Origin of the sequence: Stieleria magnilauensis (assembly GCA_007753675.1) — a bacterium.
GTDB lineage: Bacteria > Planctomycetota > Planctomycetia > Pirellulales > Pirellulaceae > Stieleria > Stieleria magnilauensis.
In genome coordinates this window covers 8651574-8670233 of sequence record CP036432.1, presented here as the reverse complement: position 1 = coordinate 8670233, position 18660 = coordinate 8651574, and the positions used below count along the sequence as shown (strand labels likewise).

Sequence of the window (18660 nt, the reverse complement as noted above, 5' to 3'; positions counted from 1 at the left end):
TCACGAACCACCCAATCTTACGGGTTCCCGATGTGCTGGTCAACCAAACTGTTGTGGACCGTGCATGCGTGTATACGGGCGTGCGGGTTTGTTCACACGTTGGAGGACGGTCGGCGGCGGGGACCAGTGTGGCTTTGCGCTGGACTTTGCGGCGACGCTTTACTGATCCCGCTTTAACCGTCGCCTCAGGTCGCGGGCGGCTTGTTGCAACACCAACGGCAACTTGCTGCGGACGTAGTTGGAACCGGCGAACCACTGCTCCGGTTCATGCATCACAAAACGCGCTTCGACGAACACCGCGTCCATCCCAGCCAGCGCGGTTGCCGTCAGCCACCCCTGAAACCCGGAATACTCGCCTCCCGCCTCGCGTCCGTCGGTCGCCTGCCAGCGGTTGTCGAAGCGATCGACGAGCGAAACATCGATCCGATTTTGCGTGGCGGATGAACGCTGTGCAATTCGCAACAACCCCGTCAGCCGCACCTTGTCCAGCAACTCAAAATCCAGCTTTCGGTAGCGGATCTGTGGCCCGGCGTCGTTGATGCCAAGACCCTGTAACGTTTCGGCCGAGACGTCGTCCACCTCCGCCGGCGTCTCGGCAGTCTCGTCGGCAACTTCTCCGCCGAGTCGCTGAGCGATGTCTTGGTCCGAGAATGTTTGCAAGCTCTCGTGGATGATGAAGACGACATGGACATCGTGCCCCAAACGGTCACCGGCTTCGTTGGTGATGTATCGCAGGTAAATGCGCACCGGTGCGACGACCGAATCGCGCGCAAACTGGTTGAAACTGAGTCCGCGGAGCAGGGGTGTGATCAGCCGTCGCTGCGCATCGGCATCCGATTCGTCGCCGAGCGTCGGCTCGGCCAACGTGACCGACTGGCCGGCGATTTGAACGGTCGTTGGGGTCGCCGAATCGGCTGGTGGCTCGTCGCCGAGGGCACGACGGTTCCCGATGAAACCGGCCAAGGTTGTGACGGCCAGGAAGAGCGTGACGGCCAACGGTGGATGGACTGGACGGTTCATCGGCGGGATGCTTGGACGGTGATGGCTCGTGGGAAACCTCGCGTACGCGACTTCCATTTTAGATTTTGTCGGACGCGAGGAACGAGGGGATGGGGAGGGTTCTATGTGCGGGAGAATCGCGTTGCGATGAATGACGACCCTCCCCTGGCTGCGAGGGCATTGGTATCTACCCCTCGTTTGCATGTCAGAGGGATTGGCCAACGGTCATCCACAAATGCCTCGTCAAACGCGAAGGTTGTGCATGGCCGTTGGCCAAATTGAACCTCATTGCGATGAGGTTCCTGGGGCGGCGCAACCCTCGCAAATGCTCGGTTTGCTTGCCCCAGGCTATGGATCTGTATGCCCTTTGGGCAAAAAGCGACTTATGTCGATACCATTGCTGCCAGGAAGGGTGACTTCAATCGGATTGGCCGCGTATGGTTGCCGGTCGCAAGGCGTCAATTGACGAAGCCGGGGTAGCGGGTTTGCAGTTCTTGTCGGGCTTCGGCGGCGCGTTCGGTTCGGCCGACCTTGGGCCAGAGTTCGACCAATCGGCTGAGCGCGGTGGCGTGTGCGTCGGGCTGGCCGGAGAACATCAGGTGCGTGTGCAGATACGCCAGGATGGCGCCTTCGATATCGCCGGCGGCTTCGTAGCTGGCGCCTTGGGCGTTGTAAATCTTGGCGGACATTTCGATGTCGGTGGGATTGAGTTCGGTGATCAACTTGTCAGCCAACTCCAGCCCTTCTTTCGCTTTGCCGCCTTTGGCCAGCGCGACGGCTTGCCCCGCCTTTGCGAGCGTTTTCAAACGCAGCGCGCTGGTCGAATTGACTTCGACCGAGGCGACGTCTGAAAATGCTTTTTCGGCACCGGGAATGTCATCTTGTTCCAACAGCGTGACGCCGATCAGGTAGCGTGATTGGATCTTGGACTCCGTCGACGGCGCTTGGGCCAGGGCTCCGTAGAACTGCAGTGCCTTGGCGTGCTGTTTTTGCGCCAGGGCGAGATCGCCCAGCAGCTTGGCGACCGAATAGAAGTGATAGGAATCACGATTGCTGCCGGCGAAACTGAGTCCTTCGGCCGTCGCGGCTTTGCGATCGCCCTGTCCGGCCAACGCCAACTTGGCGCGAGAGAGGAACCGATAGTAGGTGGCGTCAACCTTGATCAGTTCTCGCGAGATCGTGTTGAAATCGAGCGCCTTCAATTCGTCGAGCGCCTGTTCGTATTGCCCATCGATGGCAAATTCACGGGCGCGGGCCAACGGAGGCGGATCGCCTTGGAAAGCGACTTTGCGAATTTCGTCTTCGCTAAAGTTTTTCGTATTCGATCCGACCTTTAACTGGATGCCGTTCTTGGTCACCGTCGTGATGGTTCCGCTGGACGCGGTCCCGGAGTCATGGGTGTAGACGCGATCGAGTTGAGCCTGGGCATCCTCGGTCATGAGACCGAAGCTGAAAACGGCGGCAACGACACAGAGGCAGAGTAGGCGAGGGTGGGTCATGAATCGTGTTATCGTGGGACGCAAAGGTTGAATGGGTGATTGTGGCAGCGGCCGGCGGTGAAGATTAGTTTCCATTGGGTTGTGGCTTGGCGATCCCGACCGGATTTTGGCCGACCGAGCGCTGAGCCTCCTTCATCAGTGCGTCGTATTCGGCACGTCGTTTTTGGCCGCCCAGGTCGGGGAACAACGTGGCCGCTTCACGAATCACCTTGATCGCTTTCTTGATGTCGTCGTCTCGCTTGCCGGCTTTTCCCATCAGGTACAAGCAGAGGGCGACGTGGTAGCGAGACTCAAAAAATTTCTCCTTAAAGTTCTCGTTGCGATTGATCATCTTGCTGGTTTTGCTGCTGATCTCCGCCCAACCCCAGATGACATTCTTCTTGTCCTTGCCCGGCCGGGCGCCTTCCAACGCGGCCCGGTAGGCTTTGTAGGCGATGTTGGGCGGCAGGGTGCCGGCCCAGGATTCGTAGGCCTGGGCGGCTTCGACCTGGGCTTCCAGCATCAGCGGTTTTTGCTGCAACAATTTGTCAAACGTGTCGATCGAGTCCTTGTACTCACCCATCAAACGCTGAGCGAGTCCCAACAGATAGGCGGTCGTCGGGTTGTCTTGATCGGGCAGCGATTTGAAGGTTTCGACGGCTTGTGCCAACAAGTCCGCGGCTTGGCCGGTCGCTTTGACCTGTCCTTGGTCCATCGAAGCCTCGCCCATCGACATCAGCGTCTGGCCGACCCACCGCAGGGTCGCGTTGTCGTTGGTCGCGTCGGAGATGCGTTGCAGCATCACGCGAAACGCTTCGATCAACTTGACCTTTCGGGCCGGCGTGGCGGTGTCGAGTTGTTCTTTCAGGTCGTTGGCCAAACGCATGTAAGTCTGCGTCAGCCTAGTTTGCGACTCCTCTCCCTGGTACGCCTTGCGGAGCTTTTCCATGGTGGCGGTCATCCGGTCCAGATACTTGTCCGGGGTGTCGGAGGCCAACATTTGGCCGACCAGGGCTTTCAGTTCGGTGCTGTACAACTCGCCGGCAAACGCTTCCGACTGCGCGCCGAGTTTGGTGATCCACTCCAGCGGACCGTACTTCGGATGATCCAGGACCTTGAGTGCGGCGGCGCTGTCCTGTTGCATCAGATGGATCTTGGCCAGCACCGTCGCGGCCTGCATGCCCTCGACTTCAATCAGATTGCCCTCGATCTCATCCAACCCGGCTTGCAGATTCTGCTTGGCGCGGTCCATCAACATTTCAGACTTGGCGTCGTCGTTCTCTTGAGCCCGCGCAACAATCGATTGGTTCCACAACAGTTGGCCGAGCAACCGTTTGAATGAAGCCCGTTCGCTGCCGGCGGCCATGTCATCGATCAGCTTTTGGGCGCCGTCGAAGTCATCTTTCTTGAGCAACAATCGGATCTGCAATCCTTGGGCGGCGGCGGCGTTGGGATCGTCCGGCCAGGTCTTGGCCAAGAACTTGCCGAGTGATTCCAATTGAAGGATCAAACCTTCGTTGGCATCATCGGGGACCTCGGCCAACAGCAACTGCATGCTGGTCAGCGCCATCAAGCCGCCCTTGAGTCCCAGTTCGGTGCCGGGGGCATGGCGTGCCAAAAAGTTACCCACCACCACGGTCTCACGAAGCCGCTTGGACTGGTAGAGAAAGTACGCCAGAATCTGGCGCGCCTGGTTGAGCGATTCGATGTTGGTTTCCGACGTGACCATCGCCAAACCGCCGCGCAAGACTTGGACGCCGATACGATACGATTCGTCGATCTGCTTTTGAATGTCTTCGATCTGTTGTTTCAGTTCAGGCGTTTGCGTCTGGGCTTGAATGACCTTGAGCGCTTCTTCCAGATCACTGGTCACGGTCAACACCTGGGTGGCCTTTTCCATCGCGTCGTCAAAGCTGGAGGGGGGCTCCGCGGTGGGCAGTGCTTCGGCTTTCTGCTCGATCCCCAAGTCGGCCAACATCGCCTTGGCCTCTTCGACGTGCGGGCCGGGAACCTTGCTGGCGGCGCGCAGCAGATCGCGTCCCTCGGATTTGGCGCGGCCGATTTCACCCTTTTTCAAACTGTCGTCGGCGGCTTTGGCGAGATAAGCCTTGGCCAATTGGATGCGAAATTCCTGCACCACCGGCAGCGACTCCTCGTTGGGGCGAATTTCCTTGACCCAGTTGGCGGTGCGGTCGATCGCTTCTTGGTACGCCGGCGGGTCGGCGGCCAACTTGAGCCGAATCACGCCGGCGGCCGACATGAACTTGGCCTCGCGGAGTTGGTCGACGGCAGGTTCTTCGAGCATCCGCAAATAATTGTCCAACGCCGCATCGGACTTGCCGAGCAATTCGTTCAAATCGCCGAGATGGGACAGCGCGATCGCGCCGGGGGAGTAGGTGGCATACTTCTCGTTGAGTTCCTCAAATCGTTTGACCGCGTCTTCGAGTTGTGCTTTGCCGTCTTTGGCCGGATCGGCATACGTCTTTGCCGCGAGCTTGATGGCATCGGCGGCGTTGAGCTGAGACTGCAGGAATTCGAATCGATATTGATCGCGGAGCGCGGCGGCGTCGGGATCCTTCTCGGGATCGATTTTCTGGCCCCGCATCGATTCCAGTTTCCCCCTCAGGTCACTGACAATGCCGTCGAACGTCGTGGCGGCCGCCAAATACGATTCGCGGGCTTGCCGCTTTTCGGTTTCGACAGGTTCGCCGGCCAGCAATTGTGCCGCCCGAATCATTTGCAACTTGCCCAACTGCAGCCGCGCCTCGCTTTGGCGCGGGTGGCTTTCGCGTTTGAGAAACTCCTGGAGCGCGGCTTCGGCGTCGGCGAACGCCTTGTCCCGGTCGTCGGGGTTACGGGAATGGAGCGCCGTCTCGATGTACGTCTGTGCTTTCTCCAGCGGGATCGCGGCGACGAACGAGGAATCGACCCCCGGCATCTTTTCCGCTCGATCCAAATACATGATCGCGGTATCAAAGTAGCCGGCGTTGCGAAGTTGCTTGACGAAGGCTTCGGCCGGTTCACCCTCGGCACGCGCGTTTTGCGGCAGCGCCGACGCAAACAGCACGCAAGATGCCATGACCATGAGGCGGCGAACTGGATCCGATGGCCAATGGAAACACGACTTCGGCCGCCTGTGGCGCATGAGATTCGTCATACCGCGATTCGTCGAAAAGTGATCAGATTGAAGAAAGAGGTTAATCTAGCGTAAAGTCGTCCCTGCAGTCATTCAAGCGCACGCCCCCCTTCGGTCCGACGAGTCATGCGAATCCCATCGCAATTTAACGATTCCAGCCTTTATCGCCCCAGGCGAGGGGAGAAAAATGCAAAAAAGCGGACGTCGGTGCCCGGCGCGGCAGACAATCGGCGACGGCTGATTCGGCTGGGCGTGGTGTTGCTGTTGGTGATCGTGATGATGCGTGAAGCCCGCCGGCCGGGGCTTTACCAGACCTTTTTTGACGCCCAAGAAGAAACCTGGGTCGAAATCGAACCGGCAACCAAGCCCACCTTGGCGATGGCTCAGCCGGGTGAGGCTTCGACAGACGCCTTCGCCAATCCGCCCGCTAATCGTTCGGCTCGCGATGCATCGCCCCCATCCGCCGCGGCGACGTCACTTGCCGCCACTTGGGACTCCGCCCCGCTGTGGGTCAGCGCGATGGAATTGTCGTTGCAACAAGCCTGGATTCAGTCGTTGATCCAGCTGCAATCGGTCAGCCGACAATCGGGTGACGATCGCAAACCAGTGGAGTGGGTCGGATTGTCGGTCGAGCAACTCGATGCGTCGGCCGAACGGCTGGTGTCGCAGTCACCTCTGTCAGAAAGTGATGCGTCCGATAGTAGTGCCCCCGACAATAACTCACAGGGCAGTGACTCACAGGGCAGTGAACCGAACGCTGAAGTCTTGGCGGGGCTGAAGTCACTTCGCGCGTGTGCCGCCGCGGGCGAATGCGATCCGGAATCATGGAACCAGATTTCGTCCTGGGCATTGCCGCTGCTCGACGCGCTCGAAACCGCGGCATTCCAGCGTGTCAACGACGGAACCTTTTGGACCAGCACCGACAGCGACGCGTTTTATTTAGGGCTGGCTCGTTCGGACCGGCTTGCCGTCGATCAGGGTGTCACGACGGGCACGCTGCCGCTGCTGCAACAACCCGAGGTTTATCGCGGGCAGACGGTTCGGCTGGTCGGTCGGCTGCAACTGGCCGAAAAGAAAACCGCTCAAACCAATCGTGTCGCCGTCGAAAGTTACTGGAAACTGTGGATCATTCCTGCCGACGGCGGCATCCGTCCGACGATCCTGATGACGCGACAACTGCCCGAGGCCATCGCGGACGCATTGACCGCCGACGGATCATGGGACCGAGCGTCCAATCCCGCTAACCCAGACGGCCAGATTGCCGCAGTCGGTCGGTTCATCAAACGGCTACCCTATCGCTCATCGATCGGCGCCGACTTGGCGCCGGTGGTGATCGGTCGACTCGTCGGAGCCAAGGGTGTCGCGGCGACGACGGACGGCCAACCGGCGAGGAACGCTGACGGCGGCCCGAATGCGGATGCTGATCACGTCGCGTGGATCACGGGGATTTTATTCGCGGTGCTTGCCGGCATCGCGCTGGCCGGATGGCTGATGTACCGCAGTGCCCTGGATGCCAAGCGAACTCGAATCTTGCGGCAACAAGCCGGCGACGATGTCCAACTTGACCTCGACGCCCTCGCCGACCACGACTCCGACACGCAAGGAACGCCATCATGAGATTGGTTTGGACAAGAACGGTATTTGGCACGATGGGCACGGGCACAAGTGTTGGTGTGCAGGCTTTAGCCGCCGACTGTCGCTGCGATGCAGCGAGCGGGGAGCGCCTCAAGGCTGGACACCAACGGTTGCTGAAACGTCAGTCCCGTCGGACTGTGTCACTGGTGGCGAGTTCTGTTGTTTACTTGATGTTCGTGCTTTCGGCGTTGTGCTTCGGTGTGCGGGCGCCCGCACAATCCGCCATCGATCTGCTCAGCGGTTTTGATGCCCGGCGGATCGAAGGCTGTTATCCGGTCAGCGATTCCAAGGTGGCCGGTGAAATGGCGCGATTGTTGTTTCGCTTGCGCAAAGCCGATGAAGACGCGTTGGCATCGCGATCGGTCGGTTCGCTCACCGACGCCGCCATCGCAGCCCGCTTGACGACTGGCGACTCGGTGGAGGTCGAAGGCACGATCGCCGCAGTTCGCCAATACAATGTCCCCGAATCGTTGATCGAGTTCTTGGAGTTGGAAACGTTTCAAGAGCTGGTTCTAGAGCTACCGGATTCCGAAGACTCGATTGCAGTATTTGCGCCGTCGCTGGTGGGCAAGGTTTCCGAGGGCGACCGAGTCAAAGCGAATGCCGTTGTGATCGACGCTTCGAGTGCCGAACAAGTTTTTGCGGCCGGACGCGTCGCCTGGTTCCCCGCGATGGCTGAAACCGTCGGCTGGAAACTGCTGGCCCGTCAGGGCGTCGACTTGAGTCGCATCGCCGAAGCGGCGTCCAGGAATCGCCGATCGCTCGAAGCCGCCGACGGAGACGCGTTTTACTCGATGCTCGCGGCCGCCAAGAACCTGAACACCGAACCCTTTGATCGGAACGTCTCCCTGGCTCCCCTGAGAATCGAACCGGTGAAGTTGTTGGAATCCCCTCAGGATTATCACGGGCAGTGGATCCGGATGAACGCGTCGACGGTCCGGATCACACGCATCAGCGTGTCCGATCCGGCGCGGCGGGCGCAGCTGGGTCAGGACCACTATTACCAGGTCGACGCCAGCGGCGATCTGGGCAACACGATCATCCAATTGGCCCGTGGCGCGGACGATCCCGGCGAGCCGATTCGGATGAGCGGCACTTACCCGGTCTCGCTGGTCGCCGCCGAGTTGCCCGATTTTCTCAGCGCCGAGCGGGACGATCCAAAGGCAGTCGTCACGATGCTCAGCCATCCCGTCGCGATCGAAGGTTTCTTTTATCGCTTGTGGAGCTACAAGAACGAATTCATGACCCGCGAGGGCGGCGGCAAACAGGTCGGTCCGCTGATCGTCGTTTCGCAATGGCATTCCATGGCCCCACCGGCGAACGAAGATGGCGGCGTGCGGGTGATCGGATACGCGTTGGCGATCGGAATCGCGTTGGCCATCCTTGCGACGATCTGGTGGACGCGGCGCAACGCCAAAGAGGACGCTGAGGTTCGCAGGCGTGCCAGCCAAACCACGACGATCGATCTGTAACGCATCGTTCCGACATTTATTTTCCGTCCGACTCTAAATTGACGATTTCCACGGTATCGTCCGAAAACACCGTCACCAAAATGTCTTGACGTTCATTGGTCCCATACCTGCGGTAGTGTCTCGATTCGCCGTCCTGCATCAAGACTTCCAATCCAGATTCGTAGTCCCAGAATCGAGAGGTAAAATCGCTGCCGATCGAAAGCAACCGCTTGCCGCCTTGGAGCACGATCACCCGTTCGACGACACCGACATGACCGCGATACTCTCGGAGGGTTGCTCCCGTCGCGGGGTTGATCGCAACGATACATCCGATGACTCCGTACCCGATCAGAACGTCTTCGGTCGGATGTGCAACCACGGCACGAACATCTTGATTGACGGGGATTTTTCGAATCGGGTTTCCGCCAAGATCCCAAAATCGAATCCAGTTGTTTTCACAGGTAACGATTTGTTTCGCTTCAGGATAGTAGGCCGCTCCGGCGAAACCTTTCTCATTAACCCGCCATCGTCGAATCATCCGGCCACTCGCATCGAACAGTCCGATTGTGCTGTCTCGAAACGCAACGAGGAACCGACCGTCGGGTAAATCGCCCACAATCCCTTTCGGCGCCGCGGGCAGCGGAATCGAATCGCATTGGCCGGTTTGAACATTCCAAATCCGTAGTCGGCGATCCGAGCAGACGGCAACCACCCCATTTTGGTCGCGCGAGTAAAACAGTGCCGACACGGAAGCCTTGCTTTCTTGTAACGTCTTTTCGATCGCTGCAGAAGCTGTGCGGCGCAATTCGATGACGCCCGACCGAAATCCGAGCACCAGACATTTCCCGTCCGAGCTGACATCCAGACAGGTGATCGGCGTCGTGGGTCTAAACCTTTGCCGAGGGGGTCTGGGATGGTAGAGCCCGAGAGTTCCGTCATACCCGCCGGTGAGAAATCGGTCATGCGTCGTCAGGTACGCTAAGCAGCCCACCGGACCGGAATGTCCGGCCAGGTTGGCGGCCCGTTGCGGCCGCTCAGGATCCGTCAGATCCAAATATTGCAAGAGGCCTCCGTCACAGGTGCTTGCCAAGATTCCATTGCTGGCAAACCGAACCGATTTCACCCCGTTCTTGGTCGTGGTCATCTGGTCGGGTTCACCAAGTCGATTGCCATCCCAGGATCGTCGAACGACGGTGGAGTTCGACATTCCGTAGACGACGTAGGCATCGTCCGGTGAAAAGCGAACGTCACGGATCGTGGCGTGTTCTGCGACACGGACTGTCATCGGCATCTGTGGCAATTCGTCCGTCTCTGGTTGTGTTCTCCAAATTCTGAGATTTCTCTCGTGGTCCGCGAGGACCAGATATCGACCGTCCGAAGAAAAATCGACACGAGAGGTCTGGGGGGCCTGCAGCAACAATCGAGGCTTGTCATCCGCGGTGAGCTTGTTGAGATCAAACAATCGGACGGCGGTTCCCGCGGTCGCCAACCATCGCTGGTCCTCCGAAATCGCCACGCGGTAGACAAGATCGGATTGGCAATCCAACACCCGCGTCACTGTTTGTCGTTTGACGTCCCACAACAACACCATGCCGCTGCAGGTCCCAATCGCGAGGGTATTGCCATCTGGTGTGTAGGCGACACACGAAATCAGCGGCTGAGGATTCCGCCCCCAGGTCATCGCGTTGACACGCCGTCGATCGGATTCGCCGGCATGTTTCTCCCAGTGCGAACGAACGCGGGGATCGGATTTCCCAAGCACTGCAGAGTCAAGTGTTCCGATCGGGTGCAACTTGTCCGCGTCGGCACGGTAAAACTTGATCGTCTGATATTTCCGCGAAAGCGTCGCGACTTGGTTTCGAGCAGACACGGCCATGTCATCAATGCGATCATGAAAGACTTTGACTTGGTCCAACAACGCGTCGGGGTGCGTTTTCTTCCACAGCAACCTCGACTCCAGTCCTCGCAGCCGGGCCAGTGCGGGATCGTCGCGGTGCCGCTGAAGGATTTCGATCGCTTCGGCCGTGTGCCCGCGTTCGAGACGCTCTTCGGCGATTTGAACTTCGCCGATGTAAGTTCGCAGAGCCAGTTCCCGGTTGACCTCCAACGTCGCCGCGAGCAACCAAACGATGATGGTCCCCGACAGCAACAATAAAGACACAAACGAGACACTCGCCGCAAACCAGCCGCGATGCTTCCGAATCCACTTGCCCGCTTTGTGCCGCAACGAGGGAGGTGCTGCGGTAATCAAGTCGCCGTTGAGATGTCGCTGAATGTCTTCGGCAAACAGCGCGGCCGATTGGTAGCGACGCTCCGGATCTCGGTCAATCGCCTTCATCGTGATCCAGTCCAATTCACCCTGAAGGTGCCGAATTCGCAGGTTGACCTCGCGGTTCGTTGGCGAGACGGATGTTTGCACCAATGTTTGGCTGGGCAAAAGGGGATCATGATCACGAACAGTGCGAATGGCCGCGGCGAGAGGCATTTGACGAAGCTCGGTCGCGGAATACGGCAGGCGAAACGCGAGCAGTTCATAGAAGATCAGCCCTAAACCATAGACGTCGCCACGTGTGTCGCAGTGTGGATTGAGTTCCAATTGCTCGGGGCTCATGTACTCCAGCGTTCCGACCATCTCGTTCGTATTGGTCAACGACGGGGCATCGCTGGTAAGATTCTTGGCAATGCCGAAGTCGATCACCCGAGGGCGATCAATGACGGGCATCCCCGACGCTTCGTCTCGCTCCAGTAAAATGTTGGAGGGCTTGAGATCTCGGTGGATCACCCCATTGCGATGTGCGTACTGAACCGCTTCGCAAAGAAGCTTCATCAACACGAGGCAATCGGGTACTGGTAAGTGATGATCACACAGGTAATCGGACAGGGGCTGCCCGTCGATGTACTCCATCACAAAATAAGCCCGACCGCTCGCCGTGACTCCCGCATCGTAGACGTGTGGGATTCCGGAGTGCCTCAACTCCGAGAGCGTTTGGTGCTCCAGCAGGAATCGTTGAGGCTGGTTGGCATCGCTCGCCGCCTGCTTTGCGATTTTTACGGCGACGGTACGCCGAATGGGTTGTTGCTGCACCGCGCGGTAAACCACTCCATTGCCGCCCTCTCCGATCAGAGATTCCAGACGATAATGACCGAACTCGGTTCCCGCTTCGAACGACGGGAGCGGATCGCAGTAGACGACATCCGGAATCGCGGAATCTTCGCCGCGAGAAGTCGAGCCTGGTTGGACGCCCGGCGTCTGCCCCGCGTCGTCCCAGGGAACAAGCGAGACGCTGCCGACCGAATCCGACTGTTGTTCCAGAAACGTCGCGCACGCCGGACAACGATTGCAATGTTCTTCCAATTCCTTGGCGCGACCGGAACAGAGCTTTCCCGATAAGAACTGATGCCATTCCTCCGGTGTCGGGTGTTCGTTTGACTGCGGCATCGATGTTCGTCCCTCTCACGTGTCTCAGACTGTTGCTCAGTCAACGTTCATGAATCATCGACAAACAACGCGGCTGCCGATTCACGCAATCGACAGAGCACTCGAGAGCGTCCCGCAATGACCGCCGCTTTAGTAATGCCCAGTCGCTCGGCGACGTCGGCAGGCGATTCCCCCTCGAGCGCCGTCAGGCGAAACGCATCGATCGTCGCCGAGGCAAAATCCCCATCGACGGAGTCCAGTAACCTCGTCAGCAGATAGCGATCGTGTTCGACGTCAAATTGCTGATGGATCTCATGATCCGAGGACGCAAGCGATGCGGCTAACCATTCCAAGTCCACGCCGGATTGATCACGTCGCCGGCGGCGATGCCGCCGCAGTTGATTGACGGTGATCATCCTGAGCCAGCAACGGAATGCACCGACCGATCCGTTGTGTCGAAAATTCGAAATCTCATTGAATACCGTGCACATCACCTCTTGCCGTATGTCTTCGGCGTCCGGCTCAGGCAGCCGCTGCCTGGTCAACCAGCGTCGAATAAACGGTTCATAAAACTCGAAAAACTGCTGCCAGGATCGCGGTTGATTCTCCGCTTGCAGTCGCTGAACCAGTGAAATTGAAGTCGTTCCCGACATGAGCCATGTCCGCTCGCGGTGGATCTGCGGTCGACCAGACGACCTTGCCAGACTACCATGCACCCACCCGAACGAGCGGTCAATTTTCGAGCGTGGTGTATCCGGTCACACCGCCTCGACGGTAGATATTAGGGCTGTTCGCGCGTCCAGTGGCAGGCGTTCCATGGCTGCGTGTTTCCATTGATCCGAATCGAACCGGTTGCTTCCACCGAATCAGGGCCCGTCTGCGTGATGGTCAGCAACAGGTCCTGTGTGGCGTCTTCTCCGCTGTAATGGCCATAGAGTTTCCACTGGTCATCGCGAGTTTGGACCAGGGTCGCGACGCCCATGACACCATCATGGTCCGATTCATACCCGCGGACGCTGTGTGTCGGGTGATGGATCGAATAGACGGAGGTTCCTGGAAAAGTCCCCCCCTCGCGTTGAAGGCTCAAGACGTTTTCGCCTGGCAGCCAAGTGTAAGTGTGCTCCGCTACCGAATCCTCGTCTTTGTTGACCCAAATCCCGCCGACGAGCAAGTCGCCAAATGACTGCAAGGCTTGCATTGATTGGTCGAGAGAAACTTTGGTGTTGGTGACGGAGAAAGGCAGTTTTCCTGGGGCTGCATCACCGACGAAGGCGAAGCCACCATCGTGAAATCTTAGTTCGATTCCCACACCATTGATTGGACCGTTGGCATCGAATTGTAGATCCGCATGCCCTGACCAACGGTCATCGTCAAACTTCTCAAAATGCAAGATCGCGGTACCCTGCGGCGTCGCCCAAACTTCGACGATCGCGCCCGTCTGCGGATCCCAGTGGCTCATACCGTTGAGCACATGATGTCCTTCGCGACTGTTGAAAATCAATCCGGTTTTTGCGTCGTTCCATCGCGCCAGGTACAAACCTTCGAAGGGTTTTCCGTCGCGCGTCCCGCGTGTCGTCCAGGTCCCGACTTGTTTGGCCATCTTCGCTTTCACATCGTCAGGTAACGTCGCAGCCGCCGTTTCGGTGCTCTCCTTTTGCGTGGTGGGTTTTCGCCGGGTGAACGTAAAGACCCGATCCGCCTGTTTTTTTCCGTCCAGCACCGTCTGGTAGTTTGTCCAAATGATCTTGTCGGGCGAGTACTCCGATCGCAACTTCGTCGTGCGTGGTGTGCCGTCGGGTAACGTGCTCTCACTCGATCCCTCGGCTTTTTCTTCCGCGACTAGGGTGTAGGTCGCTCGGCCGATACCCAGTTTGCCACTGACGAAATTGTCGATCAGTTGATTCGAGCCGGCATTCCAACCGTGGAGATAGTCTCCCGAGACCGCTCCGTTGGGCCCGACTTCTTCGAAATGGCTCAACAGCGCCGCGCCGTTTTCACTTCGTCGAACACTCCAAACGCCGTGGTAGGCTTGCCCGTTGTCCTGATAGCTGTAATCCCACGTCCCGGTCAGGAACTTGAAGTGCTGATCGATGGCGTTTGGCAACGGTCCGCCGCCGGGCTGCTGCGCAGATGCCGAACGGTGGAAAACGAAGGCGAATAGCAAGAGGGGCACGATGCATCGAACGGGCATAGCTGGCTCCGAAATGATTGGACAGAAGGAAGACAAGAGTGAATCAGTCGGTTTCGCATTCCGGACAAGTTTCCGCGTTTGAGAACTGGGATCCGTTGTCGTCGGGCAATCCGAAACAATAGACGGCTCCGACCTTCGTCTTGGGCAGCGAAAATCCGATCCGCGATTGAACTTGTTTTTTGCTGCTCCAGGCCTGGAACAGATCCGACCCCGACCCGACATAGACTCTGCCCCGGGAGACCGACGGGCCACACCAAACCGGACCAATGGGAATGGCTTTGAGTAACTCACCGGTGTTCGAATCGAGCGCCGAAAGTGATCCACTCAGGTTGGTGGTGAAGAAAACCAGTTCGTCGGTCAACGCGACGCCGGAGGCAACGGGATCACCACACGTGAATTTCCCACCGTCGTCCAGATTGGTGTGATGCAGACGCGGTCGCTCATGACGCCAATGTTCGACCAAGGTATTGGGGGAGATCGCGGTGACACGTCCCGCCGAAGGTGGAATGATCGGATGGGTCCTGGAACTCGCGACGCCCTGCAGTGCGATCGCGAGTCCCGGCCAGTCGGTCCCGTTGGCATAGACACGATCGCCATCGAATCCGCATCCGGTCTGCAACCCGCCCAGCGCGCTGGGAAGAGCCAAAATCCGGGTTTGCTTCGGTGCGATCCTGTCGGGTTCGGGCGGTCCTTGATACGTTGGTGTTTGATAGAGCATCTGTCCGTCGTCTCGATCGATCACGTAGAATGCTCCATCTTTGCACCCGACACCCAACACATTTCGGCGCACTCCGTTTTCGGTGATCGAATACAGTTTGGGCGTGTCACCAATCGACAGGTCTTTGTATCGACCGGTCCGCGAATCATAAGCCGGGATGGAATTGTTCCAAACATCGTTGGCAACGAGTTGCCGCACCCATTTTTCATTCCCGTGTTCGACACCGATCGCGATGATCGCCGAAGAATACTTGTTGTAGGGACGTTGATCGTCCGGGGTCGGCTTGCGGGGGGCGTTGTGGGTGTCGGTGCCAAAGAACAGCGTCTTTGACTGTTGGTCGTAACTGGGCGTACACCAGACGGAACTCGTCGAGGGGCCGGCAACAAATTCAATGCGTTCGCCGTTGTCAAACTCCATGGCGATGGGAGGGTCGAACTGTTGTGGCTCGGGACCGACCGCGTAGTCCCAAAGGCAATTTCCGTTTTCCGGGTCAAAGGCGGCGACAAAGCCTCGTCCGGAGCAACAGGGATAGTCCGGGATCGCTCCCAAGGCGTGCTCGAATCCTCCGCCGGCGACAATTAATTTGCCGTCGGCAAGGATCGGAGACGACATGATGGTGTTGGCCGGATGCGCCAACGGAAATGAATCATGCTTGGTGTTGACCTTCCATCGTTCGGCACCGCTGAATCGGTCCAGACAGATCAATTGCCCGCCGAACGTGCCGAAGTAGACGCGTTGATCGTCCACCAAGGCCGAATTCATCACACCATCGACGGTCAAGGTTAATCCGTGCTCGATGTATGGATCCCCGTGTTCAGCGGTCACGATCGATTCGATCTCGTAGCACCAGCAGACCTCCCCATCGGGCGTCAACTTGTAGAACGACGGACGCGTTCGCGTGGTACCGAAATAGACGTAGCCGTCGACCACGACGGGTGTCGCGTGCACGACGCCCACTGGGTCGGTCGCGCCACGTCGCGGAAACCGCCACTTCTCTTCGAGTGTCCCGATGTTGCCGGCCTTCAATTTTTGTTCGGCGTGATTAAATCGCCAGCCGCGATTGTCGTAGTTGTATTGCGCCCAATCGCTCGGTTCCGCCGCGAGAGCGTGTTGGGTGACGCCCGTTGCGGCGAGGGTCATAACGAAACAACCGGCCGCCAGCACGCGGGTGGATGTGCGGATAGGGCGCACCATCTCGATTCCTCCTGCAAGGGTTCTGCTGCGATTCATCTCAACGATGCTGCGAGCATCGCGTCGCGGCGGTCTCGCCGATTCGCTTGCGATAAACAAAGGCGCCGCCGGCGGAGCGAATCACGCCGAGCCGGATGTTTTTTCTAAAATTCGCAGCCTTGTCGCTGTTGGCGGCTTGATTCCTGTTCGTGCGGCGTGTTCCGGCGAGCGAATCGACTGAAATTCTGGTCAACGCCGACTCCAGCGACACTGCCTCTACTTGACCGCCACGGCTGCGCTGAGACGATGGGCGCTTGTATCGCCAAAGCGTTTTCGCCCCCTTCCTCGTTTCAAGAATCAACCATGCGTCGCGCAAAAATCACCGTCATCGGAGCTGGTAACGTTGGAGCCACCTGTGCACATTGGTGTGCCGCTGCAGAGCTCGGTGACATCGTCCTGTTGGATATCCCGCAAACCGAGGACATGCCGGCCGGGAAAGCACTCGACCTGATGCAGTCGTCGCCGATCATGGGCTTTGATTCCAAGATCGTGGGGACGACCAGTTACGACGACGCGGCGGACAGCGATGTGATCGTCGTCACCGCCGGAATCCCGCGAAAACCGGGCATGAGCCGCGATGACTTGCTGAGCACCAACGCACGGATCATCACCAGCGTCGGCGAAGAGATCAAAAAATCCAGTCCCAACGCCGTCGTGATCGTCGTCAGCAACCCGCTCGACGCGATGGTCCAGCAAATGTGGAAGGTCACCGGTTTTGATCGCTCCAAGGTTTGCGGGCAAGCCGGCGTGCTGGACACCGCGCGATACCGCACATTCCTGGCGATGGAACTGGGCGTCAGCGTCGAAGACATCAGCGCCTTGCTGATGGGCGGTCACGGCGACACGATGGTTCCGATCCCCAGCTGCACCAGCGTCGGCGGAATCCCGGTGACCCAGCTGATCGATCCGGCACGATTGGAAGAAATCGTCGAGCGGACCCGCAAGGGCGGTGCGGAAATCGTCTCGCTGCTCAAGACCGGCAGTGCCTACTATGCCCCCGCGGCGGCCTGTGCACAGATGGTCGAAGCGGTCGTCAAAGACAAGAAACGCTGCATCCCCGTCGCCGCACTTTGCGAAAGCGAATACGGCGTCGGCGGCTACTACGTCGGCGTGCCGGTGATCATGGGCAGCGCGGGTGTGGAAAAGGTCATCGAACTGAATCTGACCGAATCCGAAACGGCCGACTTCCAAAAGAGCGTCGACGCGGTCAAGGGTCTCGTCGCAACGATGGACGAACTACTCGCCGGTTAGCATCACGCCGGTAAACGGGTGCGTTGAATGCGATGGTTGTTGCTGTCCAGGACGTGCATTCTGTTTTCTGAATCAACGACCAGCCCCCAGGGCTGGTAGAGCTGGCCGACCTCGAATCCCGGCGCGCCCCAGATCGACTGCGGCGTGCCGTCGGCGGCCAGACGTTGAATCCGCTGGTTGCCATATTCGCACACCAGCACGCCGCCGTCGGCCAGCAGCGCCAAGTCATAGGGATAATGAAACTGGCCCGGCTGTTGGCCTTGCTGTCCCCAAGCGTCGATCCACCGCGGTGTCGGGCCGCTGATGTCGTAGCGTTGAATCCGATGGTTACACGCATCGGCGATCCACAACACATCGCCGGCAATCACCAGGCTTTGGGGACGGACAAATTTTTCCGTCTCGCGTCCCGTCCCGCCCCACTGGGTCATGAAGTTGCCATCGGGATCGAATTTCTGGATGCGGTCCGAATCGCCATATTCGCCGATATAAAAACAGCCGTCGTCGTCGGAGACCGCATCGGTGACGAAGGCGAATTGGCCGGGATCGCGTCCGGGCTGGCCGCCGATCTCCTTGGACTCGATCCGCCGGCCGTCGAGGTGGTAGACCAACATGCGGTAATAGTGTGTATCGGCGACCAACAACAAATCGTCTTCGGGGCGTCGCCCGTGTTGGATCGCCAGCCCCGTCGGCCGGCCGTTCTTCGTCTCCGGCGTTTTCCATTGACGCAACCAGTTCCCATCGCGATCGAAGACTTGGATGCGACCGGTCGTATCGACGATGTAAAGCTGATCGTTGCGATCGATGGTGATGGCGCGAGGCTTGAGGAAACGGCCCGAGCTCTGGCCCCTTCGGCCCCAGACCAATTCGGTCTGGCCGTGCCCGCTGGCCGGCACACATCCCGGCACGGTGGCGGCGAGCGCCGCTGCAGCGCCGAGCCCCGCCCGTTTCAGCATCGCGCGGCGTGTGAGCGAGGTTGTGGGTTGCATGACCGGTTGTCGCAGGTGTCTCATCGGATCGGATTGACGCGTCGTCGTTTTTCGCAGGGGACGTTCTCATTCTACAGGGCTTTTCCGGTTCGTCCGGTTGTGGACTTAATTTTGCCGCTCTTACAATGGCGGCACTCGATCCGGGGCGCGGGCCCTGCTCGTCTTTG

Annotated in this window: 12 protein-coding genes; 3 read left to right on the top strand and 9 right to left on the bottom strand. The window is 58.9% G+C overall.

Annotated elements, in window-relative coordinates; genetic code table 11:
* Positions 1-159: 159 nt before the first annotated feature.
* The 3 genes from TBK1r_RS31190 to TBK1r_RS31180 form a co-directional block, all read right to left on the bottom strand.
* Entirely contained in the window at positions 160-1020 is an 861-nt protein-coding gene (locus TBK1r_RS31190; protein WP_145219228.1) for a hypothetical protein, read from the bottom strand.
* A 437-nt stretch (positions 1021-1457) separates the two neighbouring features.
* Positions 1458-2498: a tetratricopeptide repeat protein gene (locus TBK1r_RS31185; protein ID WP_145219226.1), complete on the bottom strand. Its 1041-nt coding sequence runs from the start codon at positions 2496-2498 to the stop codon at positions 1458-1460.
* Positions 2499-2562: 64 nt separating this feature from the next.
* Positions 2563-5562: a tetratricopeptide repeat protein gene (locus TBK1r_RS31180; RefSeq protein ID WP_145219224.1), complete on the bottom strand. Its 3000-nt coding sequence runs from the start codon at positions 5560-5562 to the stop codon at positions 2563-2565.
* Between the two features lie 177 nt (positions 5563-5739).
* Between TBK1r_RS31180 and TBK1r_RS31175 the strand changes: the two genes are divergently transcribed.
* Both TBK1r_RS31175 and TBK1r_RS31170 read left to right on the top strand, forming a co-directional pair.
* Positions 5740-7230: a hypothetical protein gene (locus tag TBK1r_RS31175; protein ID WP_145219222.1), complete on the top strand. Its 1491-nt coding sequence runs from the start codon at positions 5740-5742 to the stop codon at positions 7228-7230.
* 164 nt (positions 7231-7394) lie between these two features.
* Complete coding sequence (locus tag TBK1r_RS31170; RefSeq protein WP_145219220.1) at positions 7395-8720, top strand: hypothetical protein; 1326 nt, start codon at positions 7395-7397, stop codon at positions 8718-8720.
* Between the two features lie 16 nt (positions 8721-8736).
* On the opposite strand, the gene TBK1r_RS31165 is transcribed toward TBK1r_RS31170, so the two are convergent.
* From TBK1r_RS31165 to TBK1r_RS31145, 5 genes are all read right to left on the bottom strand, one after another.
* Complete coding sequence (locus TBK1r_RS31165) at positions 8737-12138, bottom strand: serine/threonine-protein kinase (RefSeq protein WP_145219218.1); 3402 nt, start codon at positions 12136-12138, stop codon at positions 8737-8739.
* A 47-nt stretch (positions 12139-12185) separates the two neighbouring features.
* Entirely contained in the window at positions 12186-12770 is a 585-nt protein-coding gene (locus TBK1r_RS31160) for an RNA polymerase sigma factor (protein WP_145219217.1), read from the bottom strand.
* A 128-nt stretch (positions 12771-12898) separates the two neighbouring features.
* Positions 12899-14290, bottom strand: a complete 1392-nt coding sequence (locus TBK1r_RS31155; protein WP_145219214.1) for a hypothetical protein — start codon at positions 14288-14290, stop codon at positions 12899-12901.
* A 61-nt stretch (positions 14291-14351) separates the two neighbouring features.
* Positions 14352-16220 carry an outer membrane protein assembly factor BamB family protein gene (locus tag TBK1r_RS31150; RefSeq protein WP_419580570.1) on the bottom strand — a complete coding sequence of 623 codons (1869 nt, stop codon included), beginning with the start codon at positions 16218-16220 and terminating at the stop codon, positions 14352-14354.
* Between the two features lie 37 nt (positions 16221-16257).
* Positions 16258-16449, bottom strand: a complete 192-nt coding sequence (locus tag TBK1r_RS31145; protein WP_145219210.1) for a hypothetical protein — start codon at positions 16447-16449, stop codon at positions 16258-16260.
* Positions 16450-16559: 110 nt separating this feature from the next.
* Here TBK1r_RS31145 and mdh point away from each other — a divergent pair, with 110 nt between their 5' ends.
* Positions 16560-17507: a malate dehydrogenase gene (gene mdh / locus TBK1r_RS31140; RefSeq protein WP_145219209.1), complete on the top strand. Its 948-nt coding sequence runs from the start codon at positions 16560-16562 to the stop codon at positions 17505-17507.
* A 2-nt stretch (positions 17508-17509) separates the two neighbouring features.
* On the opposite strand, the gene TBK1r_RS31135 is transcribed toward mdh, so the two are convergent.
* Positions 17510-18493, bottom strand: a complete 984-nt coding sequence (locus tag TBK1r_RS31135) for an NHL repeat-containing protein (RefSeq protein WP_419580569.1) — start codon at positions 18491-18493, stop codon at positions 17510-17512.
* Positions 18494-18660: the final 167 nt, after the last annotated feature.